General features: G+C 30.4%; 24 protein-coding genes. 21 read left to right on the top strand and 3 right to left on the bottom strand.

What is annotated here, in order from left to right:
- Window position 1: 1 nt before the first annotated feature.
- The 3 genes from AB1414_00705 to AB1414_00695 all read right to left on the bottom strand — a co-directional run bounded on the left by AB1414_00705 (window position 2) and on the right by AB1414_00695 (window position 4228).
- The gene (locus tag AB1414_00705) at window positions 2–1639 is read right to left on the bottom strand and encodes a recombinase family protein (GenBank protein ID MEW6605955.1); all 1638 of its coding nucleotides are present in this window, start codon (window positions 1637–1639) and stop codon (window positions 2–4) included.
- Complete coding sequence (locus AB1414_00700; GenBank protein MEW6605954.1) at window positions 1626–3323, bottom strand: recombinase family protein; 1698 nt, start codon at window positions 3321–3323, stop codon at window positions 1626–1628. The genes AB1414_00705 and AB1414_00700 overlap by 14 nt, the downstream gene beginning before the upstream one ends.
- Window positions 3324–3550: 227 nt before the next feature.
- A complete protein-coding gene (locus AB1414_00695; protein MEW6605953.1) occupies window positions 3551–4228 on the bottom strand; it encodes a helix-turn-helix transcriptional regulator in 678 nt (225 codons plus the stop codon).
- Window positions 4229–4953: 725 nt separating this feature from the next.
- On the opposite strand from AB1414_00695, the gene AB1414_00690 reads away from it, so the two are divergent.
- The 21 genes from AB1414_00690 (at window position 4954) to wecB (AB1414_00590) (ending at window position 25461) form a co-directional block, all read left to right on the top strand.
- Entirely contained in the window at window positions 4954–5196 is a 243-nt protein-coding gene (locus AB1414_00690) for a helix-turn-helix transcriptional regulator (protein ID MEW6605952.1), read from the top strand.
- Complete coding sequence (locus AB1414_00685; GenBank protein ID MEW6605951.1) at window positions 5189–6160, top strand: tyrosine-type recombinase/integrase; 972 nt, start codon at window positions 5189–5191, stop codon at window positions 6158–6160. The genes AB1414_00690 and AB1414_00685 overlap by 8 nt, the downstream gene beginning before the upstream one ends.
- A complete protein-coding gene (locus AB1414_00680) occupies window positions 6157–6351 on the top strand; it encodes a helix-turn-helix domain-containing protein (protein ID MEW6605950.1) in 195 nt (64 codons plus the stop codon). Before AB1414_00685 ends, AB1414_00680 begins: the two co-directional genes overlap by 4 nt.
- A gap of 1 nt (window position 6352) precedes the next feature.
- Window positions 6353–7159 carry a DUF4373 domain-containing protein gene (locus AB1414_00675; protein ID MEW6605949.1) on the top strand — a complete coding sequence of 269 codons (807 nt, stop codon included), beginning with the start codon at window positions 6353–6355 and terminating at the stop codon, window positions 7157–7159.
- Between the two features lie 532 nt (window positions 7160–7691).
- Window positions 7692–8312 carry a winged helix-turn-helix transcriptional regulator gene (locus AB1414_00670; GenBank protein ID MEW6605948.1) on the top strand — a complete coding sequence of 207 codons (621 nt, stop codon included), beginning with the start codon at window positions 7692–7694 and terminating at the stop codon, window positions 8310–8312.
- Between the two features lie 15 nt (window positions 8313–8327).
- Entirely contained in the window at window positions 8328–9494 is a 1167-nt protein-coding gene (locus AB1414_00665; GenBank protein MEW6605947.1) for a nucleotide sugar dehydrogenase, read from the top strand.
- 8 nt (window positions 9495–9502) lie between these two features.
- Window positions 9503–10510, top strand: a complete 1008-nt coding sequence (locus tag AB1414_00660) for an NAD-dependent epimerase/dehydratase family protein (GenBank protein ID MEW6605946.1) — start codon at window positions 9503–9505, stop codon at window positions 10508–10510.
- Between the two features lie 10 nt (window positions 10511–10520).
- Entirely contained in the window at window positions 10521–11156 is a 636-nt protein-coding gene (locus AB1414_00655) for a sugar transferase (protein MEW6605945.1), read from the top strand.
- Window positions 11153–12343, top strand: a complete 1191-nt coding sequence (locus AB1414_00650) for a glycosyltransferase family 4 protein (protein ID MEW6605944.1) — start codon at window positions 11153–11155, stop codon at window positions 12341–12343. Before AB1414_00655 ends, AB1414_00650 begins: the two co-directional genes overlap by 4 nt.
- A complete protein-coding gene (locus tag AB1414_00645) occupies window positions 12330–13325 on the top strand; it encodes a polysaccharide biosynthesis protein (protein ID MEW6605943.1) in 996 nt (331 codons plus the stop codon). Before AB1414_00650 ends, AB1414_00645 begins: the two co-directional genes overlap by 14 nt.
- 8 nt (window positions 13326–13333) lie before the next feature.
- Window positions 13334–14443 carry a capsular polysaccharide biosynthesis protein CapF gene (locus AB1414_00640; GenBank protein ID MEW6605942.1) on the top strand — a complete coding sequence of 370 codons (1110 nt, stop codon included), beginning with the start codon at window positions 13334–13336 and terminating at the stop codon, window positions 14441–14443.
- Window positions 14444–14447: 4 nt separating this feature from the next.
- Window positions 14448–15569 carry a UDP-N-acetylglucosamine 2-epimerase (non-hydrolyzing) gene (gene wecB, locus AB1414_00635; protein MEW6605941.1) on the top strand — a complete coding sequence of 374 codons (1122 nt, stop codon included), beginning with the start codon at window positions 14448–14450 and terminating at the stop codon, window positions 15567–15569.
- A 2-nt stretch (window positions 15570–15571) separates the two neighbouring features.
- Window positions 15572–16750: a glycosyltransferase gene (locus tag AB1414_00630; protein MEW6605940.1), complete on the top strand. Its 1179-nt coding sequence runs from the start codon at window positions 15572–15574 to the stop codon at window positions 16748–16750.
- Window positions 16751–16761: 11 nt separating this feature from the next.
- Entirely contained in the window at window positions 16762–17301 is a 540-nt protein-coding gene (locus AB1414_00625) for an acyltransferase (protein ID MEW6605939.1), read from the top strand.
- The gene (locus AB1414_00620) at window positions 17302–18381 is read left to right on the top strand and encodes a hypothetical protein (protein MEW6605938.1); all 1080 of its coding nucleotides are present in this window, start codon (window positions 17302–17304) and stop codon (window positions 18379–18381) included. It abuts the gene before it with no gap.
- Window positions 18378–19550 carry a glycosyltransferase gene (locus tag AB1414_00615; GenBank protein MEW6605937.1) on the top strand — a complete coding sequence of 391 codons (1173 nt, stop codon included), beginning with the start codon at window positions 18378–18380 and terminating at the stop codon, window positions 19548–19550. Before AB1414_00620 ends, AB1414_00615 begins: the two co-directional genes overlap by 4 nt.
- Before the next feature lie 4 nt (window positions 19551–19554).
- Window positions 19555–20955, top strand: coding sequence for an O-antigen polysaccharide polymerase Wzy (gene wzy, locus AB1414_00610; GenBank protein MEW6605936.1), 1401 nt, complete (start codon window positions 19555–19557; stop codon window positions 20953–20955).
- Between the two features lie 2 nt (window positions 20956–20957).
- Window positions 20958–21923 (top strand): glycosyltransferase family 2 protein, encoded by a 966-nt coding sequence (locus AB1414_00605; GenBank protein MEW6605935.1) that lies wholly within the window; start codon window positions 20958–20960, stop codon window positions 21921–21923.
- Window positions 21924–21930: 7 nt separating this feature from the next.
- On the top strand, window positions 21931–23427 hold the full coding sequence (locus AB1414_00600; GenBank protein MEW6605934.1) for a hypothetical protein: 1497 nt from the start codon (window positions 21931–21933) through the stop codon (window positions 23425–23427).
- On the top strand, window positions 23420–24367 hold the full coding sequence (locus AB1414_00595) for a hypothetical protein (protein ID MEW6605933.1): 948 nt from the start codon (window positions 23420–23422) through the stop codon (window positions 24365–24367). Before AB1414_00600 ends, AB1414_00595 begins: the two co-directional genes overlap by 8 nt.
- Window positions 24364–25461 carry a UDP-N-acetylglucosamine 2-epimerase (non-hydrolyzing) gene (gene wecB, locus AB1414_00590; protein MEW6605932.1) on the top strand — a complete coding sequence of 366 codons (1098 nt, stop codon included), beginning with the start codon at window positions 24364–24366 and terminating at the stop codon, window positions 25459–25461. Before AB1414_00595 ends, wecB (AB1414_00590) begins: the two co-directional genes overlap by 4 nt.
- The last annotated feature ends 213 nt before the right edge of the window (window positions 25462–25674 follow it).

Below are 25674 nucleotides of genomic sequence, written 5' to 3'. Positions count from 1 at the left end.
ATTAGATTAATGATATTTTCCAAGCTATCATATCTGAGTTCTTTCCTTTAGAGACACATTTGCCTTCAAGCAACGGCTTCATAGTCGCTGCTTTTTTCATATCCTCCAGCGTTAACTTTTTATTAGTAGTATCAATGATGAACACATAGTTTTCTGGATCTACTATCACTAGATTGCTAAATATGCTTTTAACCATATTTGGATCAATCTCTTGGATTGGATAATCATAAGAACAAATCAACTTTTTTATCACCTCAGGGTATTTATACATTTCCCTGTTCTCAAAATACTTATCTTCTAATTGTACATACTCAACACTGAATTTTGTAATTACATCTTCAAGTTGAAACATCAATGCAGTATCAGAAGAATCCAGACTCTTCTTATCTTTAATCTTGTAATACTCTTGCTTATAACCAGCTACCAGGTTCGCCAATGTGATTAGTTCTAGTTCGAGATCATATTTCTTTAGAAGTAGTTTCACTTGCTTGTCGTACTTGGCTTCCAGGTCGCTAAAATTGCGTCCTAACGAGTTCATTGCTCTTTTAAGAACGTGTTTAGCAGTCTTCATATAAAGCCTTGGAGAATCGCTTTTTCGTTGGTATTCATTCTCAAGTAAATCGTAGTCTCTATTATCGACATCGATCTGTTTACGATGAAGATATGCTTCATGATTTAGCGAGAAGATGAAGTTTTTTAAGTCTATGGTTCTATAGGGTCTTTTGATATAAGTCTGCTTAGATTGACTTAATATTTCTTGAACTATATCGAACGTAGCTAAATCAATGATTTCAGGGTGATGATTCTTAATCACGTAAAGTGGTCTATCACCATCATTGATGGCTCTAGTCTTTTCTAAACCTTCTATTTTTGTATAAGTCTTTCCACGTATGATTTGTCCGGTATATCTAATATCTGTAAGTATGTTTTTGATTTGAGTATATTTATTGATTGGTCTACCTTGTTTAGTCTTCACATCTAGACTTTTAACGTATTCAACAATCCTTTTCATTGGATACTCTTTCATGGTCATAGCAAAGATAACTTGGATAACTTCAGTTTCTAATGAGTTGATTACTATTTGTCTATCTTTGGTAATGTCATAACCAAAGACTGGTCTAAGGGGAACTACACCTTTCTCGGCTCTTTTTTGATGACCCCATGAGATGTTTTGTGACATCGATTGTGATTCTGCTTCAGCCATACCAGCCATCATCGTCAATATCATATCAATGGTTGTATCTAAACTTGAGATGTTTTCTTTTTCAAAGTAGAACTCAACACCTTTTTTTCTGGTGTCTTGAATGACATTTAGTGCATCAATGGTGTTTCTAGCAAATCTGGATAAGGATTTCACTAAAACAAGATCTATTCTACCTTCATCAATCTTTTTAAGTAGTGCTTGCAGACCATCACGCTTCTTCATCGAAGTACCTGATTTACCATGATCATAATAGATCCCAGCAAATGCATAGTCTTTATTGAAGATAATCTCCTTAACATAATGAGCAATTTGTATATCTAAAGATGATTCCTGTAGTTCTTGTTTAGTGGATACTCTAGCATATGCAGCAACCCTTTTTTTACCTTTACTTGCTTGTTTTGTTTTATTGGATTCAATAACTTTAATTTCTTTCACTAATAACCACCTCGTAGTATATATTTTCTCTTGTATTTAAATCATAGTAAGTTCCCTTCATCAAGATAGGGAGTTCTTTTAGTATGTCCATCTGTTCATGCAATTCATCAATCGTAATGAATGTATCATCAATCACGTATCTCACGTGATTTTGACCCATCATTAAGACGATACCAAAGAAGCTCTTGATGATGCTTGTATCCTGGTAGTTGGTATCGATAAAGCTCTTTAATGCGTAGAATCTTCGTCTCATTAAGTGCTCTTTGGTGATATCTTGAGTCAATGCTTCAATGTGCTTTGTAATACTGTTATACTCGATTTCTAAGCGTTGATATTCTTTCTTATAGTCACTATCGGATAATGAACTGTGTATTCGGTTATTCACATGTGCTTTGAGTTTATTTCCTAGATCAACACGATCTAGTTTTAAGTTCTGAAGTTGTTCATGTGAATTATTCTTTTTAAGAGTTTGTTCCATATAGAATAAAATGCTATCTTGCATATCCTTTGTTTTCGTCATCGACTCAACGACATGAAGGGTTGCACGTTCTAGGAGTGGTTCATGTATCGAATGGTTATCACACGCCATTGGGTTGTTTCTTGAGGTGTGACACTTTAACATACTCTTTTTAAATGTTGTTCCAGAGTTATGCATCTTAGAGTTAAACATACGTTTGCATTGACTACAATACACTAAACCTTTCATCGGTTTTTGAGCCAAGTGTTTAAATCGTTCTTTGGAATCAACAGAGACAATTAAGTGTCTTGCATGCATCATCGTTTGAACGATGTCATAGACTTCACGTTCAATGATGGCTTCATGTGCATTCTTGATATAATATTTGGTTGCGTAGCCATCATTGATTTTACTCTCATGGCTTAAATAATCGACGGTAACCGTCTTTTGTAGAAGAAGGTCACCTACATACTTTTCATTGATTAAAATCTCTTTTATGGTATCTGGAAACCAATTGACAACCCCTCTACCATTCTTGATTTGCATCTCTTTTAGATGATTGGTGAGTTTTGAGGTTGACATACCATTGATATAACATTTAAAGATGTATTTAACGGTTTCTGCTTGTTCTTTATTAATGATTAAGTCACCAAGTTCATTCATGTCATAGCCTAAGAAATTTCTCGTACACATGATGAGCTTGCCTTGTTGGAATCTCTTTTGAATACCCCATTTGGTATTCTCTGATATGGAGCGTGATTCCTCTTGAGCCATCGATGACATAATGGTTAATACAAAGTCAATCTTCGGATCAACTGATGAGATGCTTTCTTTTTCGAAGAAGATTTCAACACCAACTGAACGGAGTTCTTTAATGGTGGTTAGGATATCGACTGTATTACGAGAGAAACGTGATATTGACTTTGTTAAGATTAAATCAATATGGCCACCTTTAGCAGCATCAATCATTTTCATGAATCCAGGGCGTTTGAGCATATTGGTTCCTGTGATGCCTTCATCACAGAACATGCCTGCAAATTCCCATTCTAGATTTGTATTAATCCTTCTGGTGAACTCTTCAATTTGCGCTTGATAACTGTTTAACTGGTCTGTCTCATCGGTTGAGACTCTGGCATAAGCTGCGACTCTTTTCTTTCGAATCACTTGATTGGTGAAGATATCTTTATACTTTTGTTTGGGTTGAATGATTTCAACGGTTTGTTTCATGGTGAAGACGTCCTGTTATTTTTTCTTAGTACACATGTTAACTAGTAATAGAAGTATTAGCAAGTCAATGTGGCACTCTTTAAGGGTTAAGGGGCTAAATAAAAAAAGAAAATGAACAATCCCCTCAATTAAGAGTGTCTTGTCCACCTTCTTGTCTTCACCGCTATCAGTATAACGAATTTACGATTTGCTTACAACCAACAGTTGTGGGTATTTATTCATTTTCATTACTTTTTAGTGTCGATGATGATTTTAACAACTAAACCTTCAACCATTTTAAGAAATGCAGTAGACGAGATATGCTCAACTTTACCATCAAAGAAGTATTGAACAAGTTTAGGTCTTGTTGAATCTTCGATTTCTTTGGCTTTGGTTACGTATGTTTTTTCATATGATTTACCATTGATAGTCTCTATTCTTGAAATGATATAGTAATCATATGTGTTTTTTAGTTTAATCTGATATTTATCACTCGCTTGATAGATCAGTCTTGATCCTTCAGGAAGTAAGGTGTTTGGACAATCATAACCTAATAAAGCATGCGCGTAGATCTCTTGATCATCTTTGATGCTGGATTTGATGTCATATGCTTTTTCTTGATGCTTATTAACTGTAAGCTTGTAATCCTTTGTTAAATCGTAGGTTACATAGTCTGCCTTCTTAAAACGATCATCTTGTTGATTACGTTCTGCTAAAAATTGATTGATGGTGCAATCATAAATATGGCATAGATGATGCATGATTGTTAGTGGCATATCTTGAGTACCTGTTTCATAGTTTCTTAATGTATAGGTACTGATATGAGTCCCATATTTTGATAATTCATCAATGACGTCTTCTCTAGATAGGTTTAGACGATCTCTTAATTTCTTTCCAAGTGGAATAAATCTTTTATCGGTTTGCATGGTGAAGTTCCTTTACTTATTATGTCAGTCAGAGAGTATTGTATCATGCGAAGGGAATTTCTTATACATTTCAATTTGTCAATCATGCTCAAAGCATAAATTATTACAATATATTCCATGATTTTTAGAGTTTTCGTGGATTTTACTGTTATTCGGAAATAAAACATCATCAACATAGTGTCAAGTATGTGTCAAGTTGAACGAATAACAAGATTTGATAGTGAAAATGGCTGAAAATGCAGTAATTTTTGTAACTTACTTTTCTAAATATTTATCATTTTATACGATATTTCAAGTAAAAATAAGTCACATAACCTTAAATGATAGAATTGGAGTAGGCCAACAAAATCATTGGCTAGTTAGTAGAGTGAAGGCAATTCCTATTACCTACTTATCCATTTTAAAAACAGTACAGATGTCTTCTACCGCCCTTGTTCTTCACCAAAACAATAAGGTCTTGTCTATGAATGACATCTTAAATACCGTGTTCGAAAATGTGTTTGTCTATGTCTAGATATAGATAACGATAGGTTTGAGATGGCGTAGAAAAGCCCTATATACTTGAAAACTAGTTGATGAGAATCAATTTTTTTGCATTTCATGAAATCAAGATTTTATAAACGATTGTTTGTATTAAATGACTAAAGGATAGTTATAGAGAAAGGAAAGAAAAAAGATAAATTGATAAATTTGATAAAGGCGCGTGCGCGCTTGGTATATACACCATGAAAAGAATCTATTTAAAGACTTTAAGAGAATCCAGAGATTTAAGTCTTGAAGAAATGGCAAGTTTAAGTGAAGTGAGCTATAACTACATCCTAAATATTGAAAATGGTCATCAAGGAGATCAAGCATCATTCATGATGATGGCAAGACTAGCTAGAGCTTATGGCATTACATTAGAAGATCTCTATAGATATGAATACCAATACTTATTAAAGAAGGGAAAGATTAGATTAAATGATTAAATACCATCCACTTGAAGAAATCAAAGATACCTATTTAGAGAATCTGGATTTGAAGCATAAGAGCATTAAGGATTATGGTCTTTTAATAGACCGTTATATTAACTATTTAAAAAGACATAATATCCGTTATGCCAAACGTTCAGATATCATTGGGTATCGTGATTCGATGTGGAAGGATGGATTACAAGCAACAACGATTCAAAAGCAAATGGTCGTCCTTAAGAACTTCTATAAATGGATCAGAATCCATAACGGATTAGGTTATGGATTCGATGAAGATATATATAAAAAGGATGTTGCTGAAGGAATCAAAGGAGCAAAGATTGAAAAGAGGTACCGTAAAGAAGCTTTAAGTTTAGAACAAGCGAAGATATTAATGAGTTATAGTAAACCTGTTGTATCTGATGTGATATCACTTTCAGATTTTAGAAGCTATGCGATATTACTCTTAATGCTAACAACAGGACTTAGAACGATTGAAATTGCTAGAGCTAAAATATCAGATATCGATACGATCAATGATTTTAAAGTCTTATATATTCAAGGTAAAGGGAAAGATGGGAAAGACAACTTTGTTAAGTTATCAGAACCTGTTCATCAAGCAATTAAAGATTATCTATATTGGAGAGCTGATGATAATAAGTATTTGTTTGTATCACATAACTTTTCAATTAATCTAGAACCCATAAAAGTCGATACAGTCAGACACTCGATGAAAAAACTCATTGATGACTGCCTTGGTAGCAATAGAAGAATCTCAGTGCATTCCTTAAGACATACCTGTGCAACCTTATCACTGAAGAGCGGGAACACCTTAGAAGCGACACAACAGCTTCTAAGGCATGCCAATATCGAAACTACATTAATCTATGCACATCATTTAAATAGACTTAAAGATGATACCATAGAACGTATTACCAATCAATTATTTGAAACCAATAAAGAGGAGAAGAACAACTTATGATATTAGAAGATAGTTCAATGAGATTTTACACGTTAGAAGATATTGCAAACTTTTTGAAAATTAGACCAAGAACGGTATATAAGCATTTAAGTGAAGGTCATTTAAAAGGAATTAAGCTAGGTAACAAATGGAGATTCACGGAGCAACAGATCAAGAACTATATTCAAGTCTTAGAAAAGCGAGTAGGTTAAAATGCCAGCCAAGATTAAAGGCATCGAGTTCTATAGTGTCGATGTCGATCACTTCACTGAACCAAGAATCTCAAAGTTAGTGCATAAGTATGGACCATTAGGTTACATGACCTATATGGTCCTACTCTCTCATATCTATTCAAAAGGTTATTTTGTGAATTATGATTTAACAACTGCAGCATATCTCGTATTAAAATATATTCCTGCTAAATTCATCAGTGGAAAAGATAAGCTTCAAGAAATGATAAGTTATATGGTTTCAATTGATCTCTTTGATCAGAAGCTTTTTGAAGAACAAGTCTTCACATCAATAGAGATTCAAGTGATGTTTGAGATAGCAGCAAAGAAACGGAAGCAAGCAGAAAATTATCCTTATTGGTTAATAGACTCCATCGTTAAAGAGCTTGTAAATGACGATAAACCAAAAGTGAATAAAGAGTGTAGGCTAACAAAGAAACAACAGCGCAAGGAGCAAAGAATGGTTGATATAGAAGAAAAAGCACCACAGAAACATCACTTGACAATTGCAATCATAGAAGAAGAATATATCAGTAGTCATTCAGTAGATATCCATAAGTTTAATGAACTCTTTGAGAAATTGATTGATGAGTATGGTTATCGTCTTGTTCAAGAAGCAACCAGGTACTTAGCGAAGTACTATAAGAAGCTTATAACTGAAGTGGATGATAAATATCGATACTTTGAAGCATCGATTAAAAAGAACCTTCAGATGATTACGACGAGACCAATAGATAATAGATCAGTTAAAGAAATTATGGAAGAACTCAATAGTAAAAAAATGTTATAAATACTAATCATTGTGAGTGTGAGTAGATGTATAGAGAGTGTAAGAGGTTGCGGCAAGAACGCTAGTTTGTGCATAGTCTTGAATAGAATGTTAAAAGTTCTATGGAATCTAAGACGATCAATTTCTGGATTATTAGATATAAATCGAGGACAGTGAAACTTCAACTGGTAAACAATTTCAATAAATCTAAATAAGAGAATCTTAAAACTTACAAGTTGACAATATTTTTTTTGGCTTTAAATTTTTTTAGAGTTTATGTAGATTAGCATCATCAGAAGAAATCATAGAATATTTCACTATAGAAAAATTCTATGATTTTATTTTTTACCCCCCCCATAAGAATAAGATTCACGAGCTAGGGTACCGTATTGGAGGGCAAACAAAAAACGGAAGCCTATTTTTTCGAAATTCTGAAATATGTTAGAAATAAATGTTCGTTTTACAAACAAATTACGTAATTAACCTTGTAATTGATAAATAAATGATGTAGAATAAAATTATTCAATAATCGAACAATGGATGGTGGATAAACTTGAGTGACAATCAATTCTTTAAACCAACAGTTTTATACAAAGAGTATATGATATTAGACATGATTGAGAAAAATCCTAATATCACTCAAAGAGAAATGAGCAAAGCTATTGGCATTGCTGTTTCTATGGTGAACGATTATATTAATATCTATGAAAAAAGTAAGCTGATAAACAGAAAAAAACACTCTACCAAAACAGTGGAGTATTTTGTCACTAAGAAGGGTAGCGAAAGAAGAAAACTACTCAATATCTGGTACCTAAAATCATCTAACAACATCTATATACAAGCTAAGGACAATATCATCAGTTTCTTAAATCAAATCATTGATAAAGGATTTAAAAAGATAATACTCTATGGTGCCGGTGAAGTAGCTGAGATTATGTTGCAAGTGATGAATGATGATAATCAAATACCTTTAGAAGTAGTAGCTGTTATTGATGATAACAAAGTTAGAGTGGGTGATAAGCTTGTAAACATACCTATCATCACACTAGACGAATTAAGCAAATACAATCATGATGGCATTATGATATCTAGCTATAAACATCATGAAACCATCCATAATAATTTAGTTAAGATTGATTATCCAAAAAAACAAATTATTCAATTTTTTGATTAAACGGAGGATCTAATAATGAAAATTGCTGTAATAGGAACAGGATATGTAGGTTTATCCAATGCAGTGTTATTTGCTCAACATCATGAAGTTGTTGCATTAGACGTGATTAAAGAAAAAGTTGATATGGTCAATAGTAGAGTTTCACCTATCATTGACGTAGAACTTGAAGACTACTTGAAAAACAAACATATTAATTTAAAAGCTACGTTAGACAAGGAAGAAACATATAAAAATGCATCATTTGTTGTAGTTGCTACTCCAACAAATTATGATCCTAACTTAAACTACTTTGACACTTCAACTGTTGATAGTGTCATCAATGATGTATCAAAGTATAATCCTAAAGCAGTAATCATTATTAAATCAACAATTCCTGTAGGATACACCCTAGAACAACAAAAGAAACATCCCAATTTAAAAATTATGTTTTCTCCAGAGTTTTTAAGAGAAGGTAAAGCACTTTATGATAATTTATATCCTTCACGTATTGTTGTAGGAGATCATACTGAAGATGCTAAAACATTTGCACATCTTTTATTAGAAGGTGCAATTAAAAAAGATGTCCCAATTTTATATACCGGATCAACAGAAGCAGAAGCTATTAAACTGTTCTCTAATACATATCTGGCATTAAGAGTAGCATTCTTTAATGAACTAGACACTTATGCAGAAATTAGAGGATTAGATTCAAAAGAAATTATTGAGGGTGTTGGACTAGATCCAAGAATAGGTAGTCATTATAACAACCCATCATTCGGATATGGCGGATATTGTTTGCCAAAAGATACAAAACAACTATTAGCAAACTATAAAGATGTCCCACAAAATATTATGACATCTATTGTTGATGCAAATAGAACTAGAAAAGATCATATAGCTGATATGATTCTTTTGAAGAAACCTAAAGTAGTTGGAATCTATCGTTTAGTCATGAAAAGTAATTCTGATAACTATAGACAATCATCTATTCAGGGTGTAATGAAGCGCATTAAAGCTAAAGGTATTCAAGTCATAGTATTTGAACCTGTGATTAAAGATGATGATTTCTTTGGATCGAGAGTCGAAAGAGATTTTAATGAATTTATTAAGGTATCTGATGTTATAGTATCAAATAGATTTTATAAGGAATTAGAAGTAGTTAAAGATAAGGTCTATACGAGAGACCTATTTAATAGAGATTAGGTGCATTTATGTCAGAAACATATTTAGTAACAGGTGCTGCAGGTTTTATTGGTTTTTATCTATCGGATAGATTATTACAAGAAGGTAAGACAGTCATTGGTGTAGATAATCTAAATGATTATTATGATGTTAATCTAAAATACACAAGACTTTCACTTCTTGAAGGCAAAAAAGGATTTTCTTTTCATCAAATAGATATTTCCGATAAAAGTTCAATGGAAAGACTATTTAAATCAACAAAGATTGATTATGTAATAAATCTTGCTGCTCAAGCTGGAGTAAGATATTCCATTGAGAATCCAGATGTTTATATTCAAAGTAATATCATAGGATTTTATAATATTTTAGAGTTATGCAGAAACTACCCAGTAAAACATTTAGTATACGCATCGAGTAGTTCAGTATATGGATCAAATCATAAAGTTCCATTTGAAGAAACTGACTTTGTTGACCATCCAGTATCATTATATGCAGCAACTAAGAAAAGTAATGAGCTAATGGCACACACTTATAGTCATCTCTATGGGATTCCATCTACAGGTTTAAGATTCTTTACTGTGTATGGACCAATGGGAAGACCTGATATGGCATATTTCAGTTTTACTGATAAATACTTTAAAGGTGAATCTATAAAGATTTTTAATAATGGTGATTTTGAGAATGATATGTATCGCGACTTCACTTATGTTGATGATATAGTTGAAGGTATTATAAAGGTATTATATACACCACCTTTAAATCAAAAACCTCAACATAGAGTACTTAATATTGGAAATAATAGTCCTGAAAAGCTCATGTATTTTATAAGTACTTTAGAAGACTGTTTGTCAAATACACTACACAAAAAAGTTGAATTTAAAAAGGAATTTGAGCCGATTAAGCCTGGTGATGTACATAAGACGTTCGCATCAACAAAAGCATTAGAAGAATTAGTTGGTTTTAAACCGAAAACATCTATCAAAGATGGATTACAGAAGTTTACAAATTGGTATGTACGTTATTACAAGAAGGAATAGATAAACCATGATCTATTTATTATTCAAAAGATTTTATGATTTTGTATTATCATTTATTGGCTTAATAGTCCTGTCTCCTTTGTTTCTTATATTAATAATCCTTATAAAACTTGACTCAAAAGGACCAATACTATTTAGACAGAAAAGAATTGGTAGACATAAAAAACACTTTTATATCTTGAAATTTAGAACCATGAGAATCGACACTCCTAAAGATACTCCAACACATATGCTAGAAAACCCTGAAAAGTGGATTACAAAAGTCGGTAAATTCTTAAGAAAAACAAGTCTGGATGAGTTACCTCAAATTATCAATATAATAAAAGGTGATATGTCAATTATTGGTCCAAGACCAGCTTTGTGGAATCAATACGATCTTATAGAAGAAAGAGATAAATTTGATGTACATAAGTTATATCCTGGTTTAACAGGGTATGCACAAATACATGGAAGAGATGAATTGCCAATTTCAGAAAAAGCAAAACTAGATGGATATTACGTTAAGCATATTAGTTTGTGGATAGATATTAAGATATTCTTTGGTACTATAATCAGCATCGTTAAATCAGAAGGTGTTGTTGAGGGTGGAACCGGAGTTTTAGAAAATAGAAATGAAGAAGTACAGGTGAAGGAATTAGAAAAATGAAAATACTTGTTATATCGCAATATTATTTCCCAGAACAGTTTAGAATAACTGACATTTGTGAATCATTAGTAATAAGAGGACATGATGTTACAGTAATCACAGCACAACCAAATTATCCAGAAGGTATATTATTTAAAGGTTACAATAATGAGTTTAAATCTGAAATTATAAATAAAGTTACCGTTTTAAGAACTAAGATTTATCCTAGAGGAAAGAATTCTATAAGTTTATTTTTAAACTATATTAGTTTCCCTATTCATGCAAAAAGATATATCAGAAAACTACCTTCAAACTTTGATATTGTATTTATTAATCAACTTTCTCCTGTCATCTCAGCTATTCCGGGTTTAAATTATTCAAAACGGAATAATGTTCCTAGTGTTCTCTATTGTTTGGATTTATGGCCTGAAAGTTTAGTCTCAGGGAATATTAAGCGCAATTCAATTATTTATAGATTATTTGATAAAATATCTAGAAAGATATATAACGAGTGCGACCTAATTGCAGTTACATCAAAATCCTTTGTTGATAAATTTCTCCAAATAGGTTCAAAAAAAATAGTTTATTTACCTCAATATGCTGAAGAGATTTTTTCTGGAATTCAGAGCAAATCTAAAAAAATTGATGATGTTTTTAATTTTGTCTTTGCAGGGAATATTGGAGAAATGCAATCTGTGGAAACTGTTATTCTTGCTGCTAATGAACTGAAGTTATATAAAAACATAGTGTTTCATATTTTAGGAACTGGTTCGAGGTTTGCAACAATAGAAAAATTAGTTAAAACTTTAAATCTATCAAAAGTTATTTTGTATGGTAGAAAACCAGTTGAAGAGATGCCATATTTTTATGGAATCGCTGATGCAATGTTAGTCACTCTGAAAAATGATTCACAAATATCTATGACACTTCCTGGTAAGGTACAGTCATATATGGCTGCTGGTAAACCAATTATAGCGGCAGCAAATGGAGAAATAAAAACTATAATTGAAGATTCCAATTCTGGTATTGTAGTTCCAGCAGAGGATTATATTAAACTGAGTTCTGCAATCCTTACATTTACTGTTGAAAACAATTATAATATACTTTCAGTGAATTCAAATGATTACTATGTTAGTCATTTTCACAAACAAAAATTCATGATTAACCTTGAGAAAATATTAAAGGAGACTAGAAATGTTCGAAAATAAAGTATTGTTGATTACTGGTGGTACAGGATCATTTGGAAATGCAGTAGTTAAACGTTTTCTTGATTCTGATATAAAAGAAATTCGTATACTATCTCGAGACGAAAAAAAGCAAGAAGATATGAGAAAGCACTATAATAGCGACAAACTAAAATTCTATTTGGGTGATGTTAGGGACTATAACTCGATAGAAGGCGCATTTATCGGAGTCGACTATATGTTTCATGCGGCTGCATTAAAACAAGTCCCTTCTTGTGAATTTTATCCAATTGAAGCAGTAAAAACAAACGTTATTGGTAGTGATAATGTGATAACAGCTTGCATAAAAAATGGCGTCAAAAAAGCTATCTTCCTATCAACTGATAAAGCTGCTTATCCCATTAATGCCATGGGCATGAGCAAAGCTTTAATGGAAAAGAATGTTATAGCGAGATCTAGACAATTACTTGAGAATAACACCATTTTATGTTTAACAAGGTATGGTAATGTTATGGCATCAAGAGGATCAGTCATACCCCTATTTCTAGATCAAATAGATGCAGAAAAACCTATTACGATAACTAATCCTGAAATGACAAGATTTATGATGACATTAGAAGATGCTGTTGACTTAGTACTTTATGCATTTGAACATGGACAGCAAGGTGACTTATTTGTTCAAAAAGCACCTGCAGCAACAATTGAAGTTCTTGCTAAGGCAATACTAGATTTGAAAAAATGTAAAAATCAACCTGCATACATTGGCACTAGACATGGAGAAAAACTTTATGAGGTTTTAGTTACTCAAGAAGAAATGATTAAATCAATAGATTTAGGTGATTTTTTTAAGATTCCCGCAGATAACAGAAATCTAAACTATGACAAGTTTATTGATAAGGGCAGTAGTGCTATTGTTTCAATCGACTCATATCACTCACACAATACATCTAGATTGGATCTTGATGGTATGAAACAATTACTACTTAGACTAGATTTGTTCAAATAGGTGAAACCATGAAAATACTCGTTACAGGAGCAAAAGGGTTTATAGGTAAAAATTTGATTGCTGAACTTAAAAATCAAGGTTACAAAGAAATCTACGAATATGACCTGAATTCCTCTTTGCAAGATTTAGATAAATATACTAAAGACTGTGATTATATATTTCATTTAGCTGGGGTGAATCGTCCTAAGGAACAAAAAGAGTTTCTCGAAGGCAACTTTGGCTTTACTTCTGTTTTATTGGACTTATTAAAAAAGAATCAAAACAGATGTCCAATTACGTTATCTTCATCAATTCAAGCAACTCTAGATAATCCCTATGGGATAAGTAAAAAAGCAGGGGAAGATTTGCTTATAGCCTATAGTATAGAAAATGACGTAAAAGTTTTAGTATATCGTTTTCCTAATGTTTTTGGAAAATGGTGTAAACCGAATTACAACAGTGTAATCGCCACTTTCTCGTATAATATTGCTAATAATTTACCAATTCAAATTAACGATCAAAATGTTGTTATGAATTTAATTTATATAGATGATCTTGTCAAAGAGTTATTGCGTGCGTTAAACAGCAAAGAGAACATGAACGATTATTTCTGTTATGTAGAACCAGTTTATAGTGTTAGTATAAAGGAAATCGTTGATTTGTTGTATAAGTTTAAGTCAAGTCGTGAAAACCTTTCTATACCTAACACAGAAGATGAATTCATCAAAAAATTATACTCTACCTATTTGAGTTATTTGCCAAGAGATAAGTTTATTTATGACTTAAAAATGAATTTTGATATTAGAGGATCTTTTACAGAATTCATAAAAACATCTGATAGAGGACAAGTTTCAATTAACATTTCAAAGCCAAGTATTACTAAAGGAAATCATTGGCATAACACAAAGAATGAGAAATTCTTAGTTGTGAGTGGTAAAGGAATAATTCGTTTTCGTAAAGTAGATGAAAGCGACATTATTGAATATTGTGTCAGTGGTGATAAGTTGCAAGTGGTTGATGTCCCACCAGGTTATACACATAATATAGAAAATATTGGTAGTGAAGATTTGATAATTGTTATTTGGGTTAACGAAAAATTTAACCCTGAATACCCTGATACTTTTTATATGGAGGTATGATATTTTGAAAAAAATTAAAGTTATGACTGTTGTCGGTACACGTCCTGAGATTATAAGACTTTCTGCAGTTATTCAAAAACTGAATAACTCACCGATTATTGAACATATTTTAGTGCATACTGGGCAAAACTATGATTATGAACTTAACGAAGTTTTCTTCAAAGATTTCAGTTTGAAGAAACCAGATTATTTCCTTAATGCAGCAACAGGTACATCAATAGAGACTATTGGAAATATACTAATTAAGATTGACTCAATTCTACAAGAAATGAGACCTGATGCATTTTTGATATTGGGTGATACCAATAGTTGTTTATCTGCATTAGCTGCAAAACGTTATCATATTCCTATTTTTCATATGGAAGCTGGTAATAGATGTTTTGATCAAAGGGTTCCTGAAGAAACAAACAGAAAAATTGTGGATCATATATCTGATATTAACCTTACATATAGTTCCATTGCACGGGAGTACCTTTTAAAAGAAGGGTTTCCAGCAGATAGGATTATCAAAACAGGTAGCCCAATGTACGAAGTTATAATGAATAAAAAGGATGAAATTGACAAATCTGATATTTTATCAAGACTAGGTTTGGAAAAAGGAAATTATTTTTTAGTATCAGCACATAGGGAGGAAAATATAAACTCTGATAATTTTTATCATTTAATTGAGACATTAAATACAATTGCTGAAGAATATCGATGTCCAGTAATTTTTTCTACACATCCACGTACTCGTAAGATGATTGATGCAAAGAAAATCGTTTTTCATCCATTAATTAGAAATCTAAAACCACTTGGATTCTTTGATTATAACAAACTCCAAATTGAATCAAAAGTAGTGTTAAGTGATTCTGGGACTATTAGTGAAGAATCATCAATTCTAAAATTTAAGGCATTAAATATAAGAGAGGCACATGAAAGACCTGAAGCTATGGAAGAAGCGGTAGTTATGATGGTTGGGTTAAAAAAAGAAAGAGTACTAAATGGTTTAAGATTGCTTGAAACACAAAATGATAATTTTTTAATAGATGTTGAGGATTACTGCAAACCAAATGTTTCAGATAAAATTCTGAGAATTATTGTAAGTTATATAGATTATATTAATGCTAAAGTGTGGGGAATGTGAGTATGCGAATTATTCAAATTAATTCTGTATTTGGAAGAGGAAGTACTGGAAGAATTGCAGCTAATATCCATAATTTTTTGAAACAAGAAGGGTATGAAAGTTATGTTTTTTATGGACGCGGAAAGAAAAGCAAACAAGACAATGTGAAAAAATTTGGAAACAATATTTCATTCATCATTCATGTAATCTTATCTAGATTATTTGATATGCATGGATTATCCTCTCATCATTCAACAAAAAAAATGATCAAAAACATAGATAGTATTAGACCCGATGTAATCCATTTGCATAATATTCATGGTTATTATCTAAACTTCAATTTGCTATTTAAATATTTAAAAAAGAATTTCGATGGAAAAATCATATGGACTTTACATGATTGTTGGTCTTTTACTGGTCATTGTGCCTATTATACATTTGCTAACTGTGATAAATGGAACACTAAATGTCATGATTGCCCAGAGATCAAATCATACCCCAAAAGTTTAACAGATCATTCCGAAAAGAATTTCATAATGAAGAAAAAGACTTTTAGCGGACTAAAGAACTTAACTATAGTGACACCTTCACTCTGGCTGAATCTTGAATTAAATAAATCTTTTTTGTCACAATACAACAAAATGGTTATCAACAATGGTGTTGATACTTCTATATTTACAAAAAGAGTTTCAGCTCTAAGAGAAAGGTTTAATATACAAAAAAAATTTATCATTTTAGGTGTTGCAAACATCTGGGATAAGCGTAAAGGACTTAAATACCTTATAGAACTTTCTAAGATTATTTCAGATACAGAAGTGATAATAATAATTGGTTTGACTAAATCTCAAATAAGAGTTTTACCAAAAAATGTTATTGGAATTGAGCGAACCGAAAATTCGATTGAACTTGCAGAGTTCTATTCTATATCCGATGTATATGTCAATCCAACTCTTGAAGATAATTATCCAACAACAAATTTAGAGGCACTATGTTGTGAAACTCCAGTAATAACATTTAATACTGGTGGGAGTCCAGAAATGGTTGGAATGAATGGCATTATTTTGAATGAAAAAACGGCAAATATGATTTATGATGCAATATTAAGAATTAAAGATGGATCAATTAGATTTAATTTTATAAAAAATGATCAATTAGACTTCAAGTATTCAACAAGAAAATATATAAACCTTTACATACAATGAGTGTGCAAACTATGAGAAAAATAAAAAAAATAATCAGTAGAATTAAACTTTCGGTTATAAAAAAACTTATTTACATTAATACAAGTTTTTATATGTTCCATTTTACAAAATACCTTAAAAGAATTGGAATCAATGTTATTGGAATCCCTAAGTTTATATCATCAGATGTTTATTTTGACGGTAAAGATTACTCCTTGATTACACTTGGAGACAATATTACCATATCAAGAGAAGTGATGTTTCTAACACATGATTACTCAATAAATGTAGTAAATGGAGCAAATGGGAATTTTGTACGAAGACTTAAGGGAGAGAAATATACTATAAATCCCATAACTATAGGAGATAACGTTTTTATTGGTGCACGAGTATCCCTTTTACCAGGTTCAAAAATAGGAAACAATTGTATAATAGGAGCTTGCTCTGTAGTTAAAGGAAACATTCCAGACAATTCAATAGTAATCGGTAATCCTTGTAGGATTATTAAGAAAATTGATTCGTTTGAGAATCAGTTAGAAAATCACAAGATTTCAATCCATGAGGAGGACTAAATGAAAATAACGTACGTATTGAAGGGAAATCCTGAATGGCTTCCACCAGTTATGAATCAGATTAAAATTCTCAAGGAACTTAACCACGAAATTTACCTTATAACAAGCAATATAAGTGAAGCCTTTAGAACCTATTTGGAAAAAAATAATATTCACTTTAATTTATATCGGAATAAACATAAAGTTAAAATTATTAATTGGATTTGCTTTAGATATTTTGCTAGAAGAAAAATTAGAAAAGCAAGTTTCGATTTACTTATTTATGGTTCTTTAGATACTGCAATAGTTTTAGAAGACTTTAAGAAGAAAAAAAATTCTATTTTAAATATTTGGGAATTATACGACAAGTATTTTTTCTATGAATCTTATATGAAAATATTTTTAAGAAAATTTCCATTCTTAATTTGCCCTGAATACAATAGAGGTTTTTTATTAAAACATTCGTATAAACTCGATAAATTACCAACAGTTCTTCCAAATAAACCAGATTTTTTTGGTGAAGTTGATATTACCAGCATTCAAAACGTGATTGAGATTGTAACAAATATTTCAAATTCACATAAAATTATTATATATCAAGGACAAATCTATTCTGATCGCAATCTAGAGACTATTGCTCTTGAATTAAAGAAATTAAACAGTGATAGATATTTTTTTGTTTTATTGGGTATTGACCATGGTGGATTCGTAGATAAAATCAAAGAGATTTATCAAAATACTTATTACATTGGATACATACCCGCTCCGCTTCATTTGGAAATAACTAAATATGCACATATAGGAATTGTAAATTATGCTGAAAATAGTTTGAATAATATATATTGTGCACCAAATAAAATCTATGAGTACGGTGCATTTTCTAAACCAATGATTGGTAACAATATACCCGGGTTGAAATATACAATAGAGCATTCAAATTCTGGCATTTGTGTTAATTATTCAATTGAAAATGAATTTATTGTTGCATTAAACAATATTGAAAGTAACTACGGTTTTTATTCAGCAAATTCTAAAAGAATGTATGATAATATTGACAATAAAAAAGAATTATCAAAGCTGATAGACAGTATTCATATATGAAAAAGTTACTTATAGTAATAGATTCTTTTCGCATTGGAGGAATAACTTCATCATTAGAATCATTAGTTTATCTGATTAAGAAAAACTTCAATTACAATATCTATATTCAAGTTTTGAACAACGATATTGTTTCTATTGATAATGTTCATATTATTCGAACAAAAAAGTTTGTAGAGGTTAATTATTTGTCCTTAAATGAAGCCAGAAATAAGGATTTGCTTACATTTATTATATTTCTATTTGTTAAATCTCTAAAAACGCTATTTGGTGAAAAACCTGTAAAATATCTTACTTTCTTTTTGACAAGAAAAAGTAGTTTTGATATTGTCGTGTCTTTTGCAAATGATATATATGATAAGCATCGACAGGTGTTATTAACAAATCTATATTCCAAATTAGCTGTAAAATCTTTAAAAAGGGTTGGTTGGATTCACGCAGACCCACAAGACATTTGCATTACGGACAAAATAGCAAACGAAACATACAAAAAATTTGATTTTATTGTAGCTGTTTCTAACTTTCAAAAATCGAAAATTGCAAGTATATGCCCCTCAATTCTGACTAAACTTATTTCAATCAAAAATTTCGTAAATTGCGAGAATCTAATCGAGAAAAGCAACCTAAGTATGCCTTTCACAATTGACAATAAAGTCAAAATATTAACTGTCGCTAGAGTCGAATTTAAAACAAAAGCATTAGACAGAATCATCACGATTGTCAATAAACTATTAGAATCCAACATAAAAAATTTTGATTGGAACATTATCGGTGACGGAGTGGATTTTAATATTTTAAAAAAAATGGTTGAAGATCATAAATTAGAGAACTACATTCATTTGCTTGGAGAAAAATCAAATCCTTATCCGTATATGAAATACTCTGATTTATTTGTCCTTCCATCAAAATTTGAGGCTTTTCCAATGGTAATTATTGAGTCACAGTGCCTTAAACTTCCCTCACTAATAACTAAATATCCCTCATCCATAGAGCAAATTTCACACGGTATAAACGGAATAATAGTCGAAAATAATGTGCAAGATATATTTGAACAGCTCCTAATTATTTTATCAGATAAAAAATATATTAGATTTAAGAAAAACCTAATGAGCACAACTTTTGAAAATGACAAAGATTCACTTAAAAACTTAGAGATTGTTTTGAGGACTTAAACACATGAATAATACTAAAACTATAAATCTATATATTGCAATTGTGAACTTATTTTTTATGTTTTTTATATTTATTTTTTCACTGTCAAACAACAATTTGTACACTGCATCACTTATCGCTTTTCTATCATTCACAATATTTATTTTTTCCCATTTTTTGACTAAAGGAAAGGTTTTGGATATTTATTTCATTTTTGTTGTCCTTACATATTTGTTCCATTTTGGCCAGCTTTTTCTTCTAGTATTCAATTTTGACATTATTTTACCCGATAAATTTAATATTCTAAGGTACGACAGCAATATTATTGTCGAAAGCACATATTTTGCGTTGTTTTTAACAAAAATAATTGAAATTACAGGCCAATTTTATAAACTTTTTCACAATAATAGCAAAATATTTTTAAATGAAAATGCAATATCTAAATATTCCACTAAAAGAGATTTCGGATTCTTTTCATTAATGTTGCTTATTACAATTATTCCTTATTTCTATGTTGACATCACTCAAATTTTTCTCTCACAACAGTTTGGTTACGTAGAAGCATATAAATTTGGCAATGCATATATATTATCTATCTTAAATAATATGTTTCTCATTGTTTTTATAGGATTTGTTATTACCCACAAAAACAAATTACTAGGTAAATATATTCTAATTTCTTTTATTTTTTGGAATGTATTTAAGATGCTAATGGTTGGGAATAGATCTTTACCAATGGCAATAATACTAATGTGTATTTTTATCTATTACTATTATTTTAAGTATTCATTTCGTCGATTAAAAGTAACTCACCTAATATTCATATTATTACTACTATTGCTATTACCTTACATTGCTCAAATAAGAAATGTAACTGGCTCAAATAGCATAGTTTCTAATTTTATCTTTTATATTTCATATAACAACCCTTTGATTTATATGTTTTCAGAGTTTGGAGGAACGTTATTAACTCTAATACATACATTTGAATTTGTCCCTGAAAGTATTCAGTATGCAAATGGATTGACATATCTTGGATCAACAATGATTTTACTGCCTTTCTCTTCAATACTATTTGGAGATTTTTTCAATCAATACATATCAATAGGAGAAAATATGAATACTTTTTTTGGAGGTGGTCTTGGTGGATCATATGTGGCTGAATTATATTATAATTTTGGATATTTTAGCCTAATTTCCGGGATATTCATATCATTAATTCTCAATAAAATTAGCATAAAATTTAGAGAAAATGGTCTTTCGAAAAAACCAATGAATGTGACGTTATTTTTTTACTTACTAATTCCTCTTTTCATATACCCACGAGGTTATTTTTACACTTTTATTACCTATTTTAATGTATATATCTATGTGTATGTCATATACTTTTTTTACACTAAAATACTGTATATCAAAGGTAATTAATAATGAGAACCCCACTGGTTAGTATAATAATGTCATCTTTTAATTCAGAGTATTTTATAAAGAAGTGTGTCGATAGTTTATTAGAACAGACTTACAAAAATTTAGAAATAATAATTTTTGAAGACTGTTCAACTGATAAAACACGTAACATACTAGAAACTTATAATGATAAGAGATTGAAAATTATTTACAATGACTCAAATCATGGTCTAACTTCAAACTTGAATAAAGCTATTAAGGTTTCTACTGGTAAGTATATCGCACGAATGGATTCTGATGATATTTCTTACAAGAATAGAATTGAGGTTCAAGTTAAATACATGGAGAAGCATAAAAAAATTGACATTTTAGGTACACAAATCAAAGCGTTGGGTTTAGTAGGATATCAAAGGAAATATCCAAAAAAACATGAAGAGATAAAAGCTGCACTACTATTTAATAACCCAATGGCTCATCCAACAATAATGATAAGATCAAATAGTATCAATATTAACCCACTGTACGATAATAATACTCTTAAAGCACAAGACTATGAACTATGGACTAGACTCATCCATGAAAAAAGATTTCATAATTTAAACAAAAAACTTTTGTTTTATCGAGTTCATGACCAGCAAATAAGTAAAAAAAATACAGAGAGTCAACATATGTTTGCCAATAAAGCGCGATTTGATCTATTAAAAAGAAATGGGTTAAGTGATGATGATATCAGGAAAATATTTTATATTGAGACACTAAATACTCTAACAAAAAAAAATCTAAATGAATACAAAAACTTATTTGCTAAGATATCAATAAATTATGTAAAGAACAAAAAAGTATTATATAAGCAAGTGAGAATAAAGATGTATAATTTAATAATAGCAAGCAATAATACTGCTTTTGAAAAAATTCAGATGATGATCACAAAAGATTTCACATTTTATGCACTTAGTACATTAAGAGTGTTTATAACCAGAAGGAAGTAGGTGTAATATGAGTTATAGAAAACCAATTATACTTAATACCAGTACTTCAATTCTATTACAATTTGTTATTGCATTGTTTGGTTTTATTACTCCAGCACTTATTATCAAGCAATATGGCTCTGAACTAAATGGTATAGTTTCATCCATTAATCAGCTTTTAAGATACTTCACATTGATAGAAGCTGGATTAGGTGGTGCTGCGGTATTTTACCTTGTAAGATATTTATCTGCTAAAGACTATAAAAATGTTAACATTATTTTAAGTTATTCGAAAAAAAGTTATATTAAAATAGGGATAATCTTCTCAACTATTGTATTGTTATTTACTCCAATTTACGCAATGCTAGCTAATAATCAAAACATTGATAAAGTAACAATAGCAAGTTTGTTTCTGTTATTTGGATTAACTACTTCGATAGAATACTTTATTATGTCCAAGTGTAGAGTCCTACTTCATGCTGATCAAAAAAGTTATTACATATCAATATTTACAATTATTTCAACAATAGTTAGTCAGGTATTAACCATCTTTCTGATCATCAATAATGTGAATATCCTGCTTATTTATACATTAAGTTTGATAATTAACCTGATAAGGGGAATATCATTAAATTATTTTGTTAGAAAACATTATAAAGATTTAATCTCGTTTTCATCAATTATCGACAAAAAATTTTCTCTAAATATGCAGAAAGATGTTTTCTTTCACGAAATTTTTTACACTATCATATCAGCTTTACCATTACTAGTTATTACATTTATTTACGATTTTGAAAAAGTTAGTATATACACAGTATATAATATGCCAATTATTATGATAAATATCATACTATCAACAATTTATCAATCTATCACTGCAACATTTACTCATAATGTAAATGAGGGAAATATAAAGAAAGAAAATATTTTCTTCAAAAATTTCTATTTTGTGTATTTTTTCTTTGCAACTGTAATGCTTATTTCAACAGCAATCTTGCTCACTCCATTTATAAAGATATATACTTTCGGAATTTCTGATTTAAACTATGTGAATCCTGTATTAGGGTACATGTTGATAATGTTTTCACTGGCAAATACTTTTAGAGTAATCTACGCTATTCCCACAGCTTCGCATGGTCTCTTTAAAGAAACGTCAAAAATTGCAATTATGTTTGTTTTTATTGCAATAATAGTATCAGTGATTTCTGGGTATTTTTTGGGATTTGAATATGCATTACTAGGACCAATAATAAGTTTTTTGAGCAACGCCATATATCAAAAAAATGTTCAAAACAAAAGAGTAACTAGTTTCAAAAACTCTTTACCAATTTTAATATTTTTGATATCATTTATCTTGGTAACTTTACTCTATTTATACTTTCAAATTAATCCAGTAATTATCACATCATGGCTCAACTTTTTCATGCTTTCTGCGTTGATTGGTACTATAGTTTCGTTGGCATTTCTCGTATTTTTTTACTTTTTGTATGTTATTAGTAAAGAAAGGATTTTTGATAATGACTAAATATATATTTCCTAGTGTTTATGACTATTCTGATTTCATGCTGTCCGAACTAGAAAAAGACAGTTCAATTAAAATATTAGAAATCAAACCAATGAGTATTTTCATGAAGTTCCTTTGGCTTATAAAAACCAAGTCAAGACTCGGGAAAAACAAACTGTTTTCACATTTTTTTTTCAATATTTTTTATTCTAATGTTAATTTTGACAATTCCATTTGCATTGTTTTTGATTCTTTTATATTTTTTAATGATCCATGTTTCTATACTTGGATTACGAAAAAATACCGTAATGTTGAAAGAGTTTCCATTATTTACAACGTTATCGGTCAAAACAAGGATAGAATTACATTTGTAAAAAAGCACTTTGACCAAGTATATTGTTTTGATCCGATAGATGCAGAAAAATATGGTTTTTTTCATTTTTGGGGAATATATTCTAAGCAACAATACAATAAAGTTTTTAATTTATTTGATGTATCTTTTGTTGGTTTAGACAAAGGAAGACTTGACACAATTCAAGAAATTTCAGCTTATTTAAAAAATAATGATGTAGTATTTAAAAACATAGTAATATCGGACCGAATTGATTATACACAAGATAGTGGTCTAGTCGTATCAAGTTATAGAGTGAGTTATCGAGAATCACTCGAGATTTTGCTACATAGTAATTCAATTTTAGAAGTCGTTCCAGATATCCAGACTGGTTTATCACTAAGAACGATTGAAGCAATTATATATGGTAAGAAACTAGTAACAAACAATAAATATTTGCTTCAGTCTCCATTTTTTAACAAAGAGAATATGATAATTTTTGATAATATTAATGACATTGATATTGGTTTTATAAAATCACATAAGCAAATAGACTATGCATATAAAAATGACTTTTCTCCTACAGAACTTATAAAAAGAATCGAAAGTAAAGCGAGGAAGAATATATGAAAAAGGTTATGCTTGTTTTTGGAACAAGACCTGAAGCAATAAAAATGTGTCCATTAGTTAATGAATTAAAGACTCGTCAACAATTAAAGACCATAGTTTGTGTAACAGGGCAACATAGACAAATGTTGGATCAAGTGCTCAATACTTTTAATGTTGTTCCTGATTTTGATTTATCAATCATGAAAGATAAACAGACATTGTTTGATGTTACTACGAATATCCTAAATAAAATAAAGGAAGTTCTTGAGTTAGAAAAACCAGATGTTGTTCTAGTTCATGGTGATACAAGCACTACATTTGTGACTTCTTTAGCTTGTTTCTATTTGCAAATTCCTGTTGGGCATGTTGAGGCTGGATTAAGAACTCATAATATCTACTCACCGTTTCCAGAAGAGTTTAACAGACAAGCAGTTTCTATTATTTCAAAATTCAATTTTGCCCCAACAGAAGCAGCAAAACAAAATCTACTAAATGAATCAAGAAATCCTGAAAATATTTATGTTACTGGAAATACTGCTATTGATGCATTAAAAACTACAGTAAAAGATGATTACACACACCCAATGCTTGATTGGGCGTCAGGATCAAGGTTAATAATGATAACAGCTCATAGAAGAGAAAATCTCGGTGAGCCAATGAAGCACATGTTTAATGCAATTAAAAGGATTGTAAACGAACATAGCGATATAAAAGCAATTTATCCTATACACATGAATCCTGTTGTAAGAGAAACTGCAAATAGTATCTTAGCGAATAATGATCGCATAAAAATAATTGATCCTCTTGAAGTTGTTGATTTCCATAACTTTTTAAATGCATCATTTTTAATACTTACAGATAGCGGTGGTATACAAGAAGAAGCCCCATCTTTAGGAAAACCTGTTCTAGTGATGAGAGATACAACTGAAAGACCAGAAGGAATTGCAGCTGGTACACTAAAACTAGTAGGAACGAATGAAGAAACCATATATGATGCGTTTAAACAACTCCTTAATGATAAGGATGAATACAATAAAATGTCAAAAGCAAGTAACCCATATGGTGATGGTTTAGCTAGCAAACGTATAGCAGATATTCTTGAAAAAACTCTTTAGAGTGTTTAGACTATCTATAAAATCATTTTTAATGTGTTCAAGTGTAAGTCATGCAAGATAACCGACAGTCTTACATTGAAAGTCAGGGCATCTTTGTCTGTGAAAGCATTTATAACTTTATAGAGTGAGATTTATGCTCTTAGTTAAGACAAAAAGAGGTTTAATATTACAAAATTGAAGAACACGTTTATTATTTTATAATAACATTTTTGG

The sequence above is a fragment of the bacterium genome (assembly GCA_040755795.1).
Lineage (GTDB): Bacteria > UBA9089 > CG2-30-40-21 > CG2-30-40-21 > SBAY01 > JBFLXS01.
This window is presented reverse-complemented; position numbering and strand designations above follow the sequence as displayed.

Coding starts and splice junctions, on each gene's coding strand:
- AB1414_00700 (MEW6605954.1), bottom strand. CDS start 3,323: ATGAAACAAACCGTTGAAATCATTCAACCCAAACAAAAGTATAAAGAT.
- AB1414_00695 (MEW6605953.1), bottom strand. CDS start 4,228: ATGCAAACCGATAAAAGATTTATTCCACTTGGAAAGAAATTAAGAGAT.
- AB1414_00690 (MEW6605952.1), top strand. CDS start 4,954: ATGAAAAGAATCTATTTAAAGACTTTAAGAGAATCCAGAGATTTAAGT.
- AB1414_00685 (MEW6605951.1), top strand. CDS start 5,189: ATGATTAAATACCATCCACTTGAAGAAATCAAAGATACCTATTTAGAG.
- AB1414_00680 (MEW6605950.1), top strand. CDS start 6,157: ATGATATTAGAAGATAGTTCAATGAGATTTTACACGTTAGAAGATATT.
- AB1414_00675 (MEW6605949.1), top strand. CDS start 6,353: ATGCCAGCCAAGATTAAAGGCATCGAGTTCTATAGTGTCGATGTCGAT.
- AB1414_00665 (MEW6605947.1), top strand. CDS start 8,328: ATGAAAATTGCTGTAATAGGAACAGGATATGTAGGTTTATCCAATGCA.
- AB1414_00660 (MEW6605946.1), top strand. CDS start 9,503: ATGTCAGAAACATATTTAGTAACAGGTGCTGCAGGTTTTATTGGTTTT.
- AB1414_00650 (MEW6605944.1), top strand. CDS start 11,153: ATGAAAATACTTGTTATATCGCAATATTATTTCCCAGAACAGTTTAGA.
- AB1414_00645 (MEW6605943.1), top strand. CDS start 12,330: ATGTTCGAAAATAAAGTATTGTTGATTACTGGTGGTACAGGATCATTT.
- AB1414_00640 (MEW6605942.1), top strand. CDS start 13,334: ATGAAAATACTCGTTACAGGAGCAAAAGGGTTTATAGGTAAAAATTTG.
- AB1414_00630 (MEW6605940.1), top strand. CDS start 15,572: ATGCGAATTATTCAAATTAATTCTGTATTTGGAAGAGGAAGTACTGGA.
- AB1414_00625 (MEW6605939.1), top strand. CDS start 16,762: ATGAGAAAAATAAAAAAAATAATCAGTAGAATTAAACTTTCGGTTATA.
- AB1414_00620 (MEW6605938.1), top strand. CDS start 17,302: ATGAAAATAACGTACGTATTGAAGGGAAATCCTGAATGGCTTCCACCA.
- AB1414_00615 (MEW6605937.1), top strand. CDS start 18,378: ATGAAAAAGTTACTTATAGTAATAGATTCTTTTCGCATTGGAGGAATA.
- wzy (MEW6605936.1), top strand. CDS start 19,555: ATGAATAATACTAAAACTATAAATCTATATATTGCAATTGTGAACTTA.
- AB1414_00605 (MEW6605935.1), top strand. CDS start 20,958: ATGAGAACCCCACTGGTTAGTATAATAATGTCATCTTTTAATTCAGAG.
- AB1414_00600 (MEW6605934.1), top strand. CDS start 21,931: ATGAGTTATAGAAAACCAATTATACTTAATACCAGTACTTCAATTCTA.
- AB1414_00595 (MEW6605933.1), top strand. CDS start 23,420: ATGACTAAATATATATTTCCTAGTGTTTATGACTATTCTGATTTCATG.
- wecB (MEW6605932.1), top strand. CDS start 24,364: ATGAAAAAGGTTATGCTTGTTTTTGGAACAAGACCTGAAGCAATAAAA.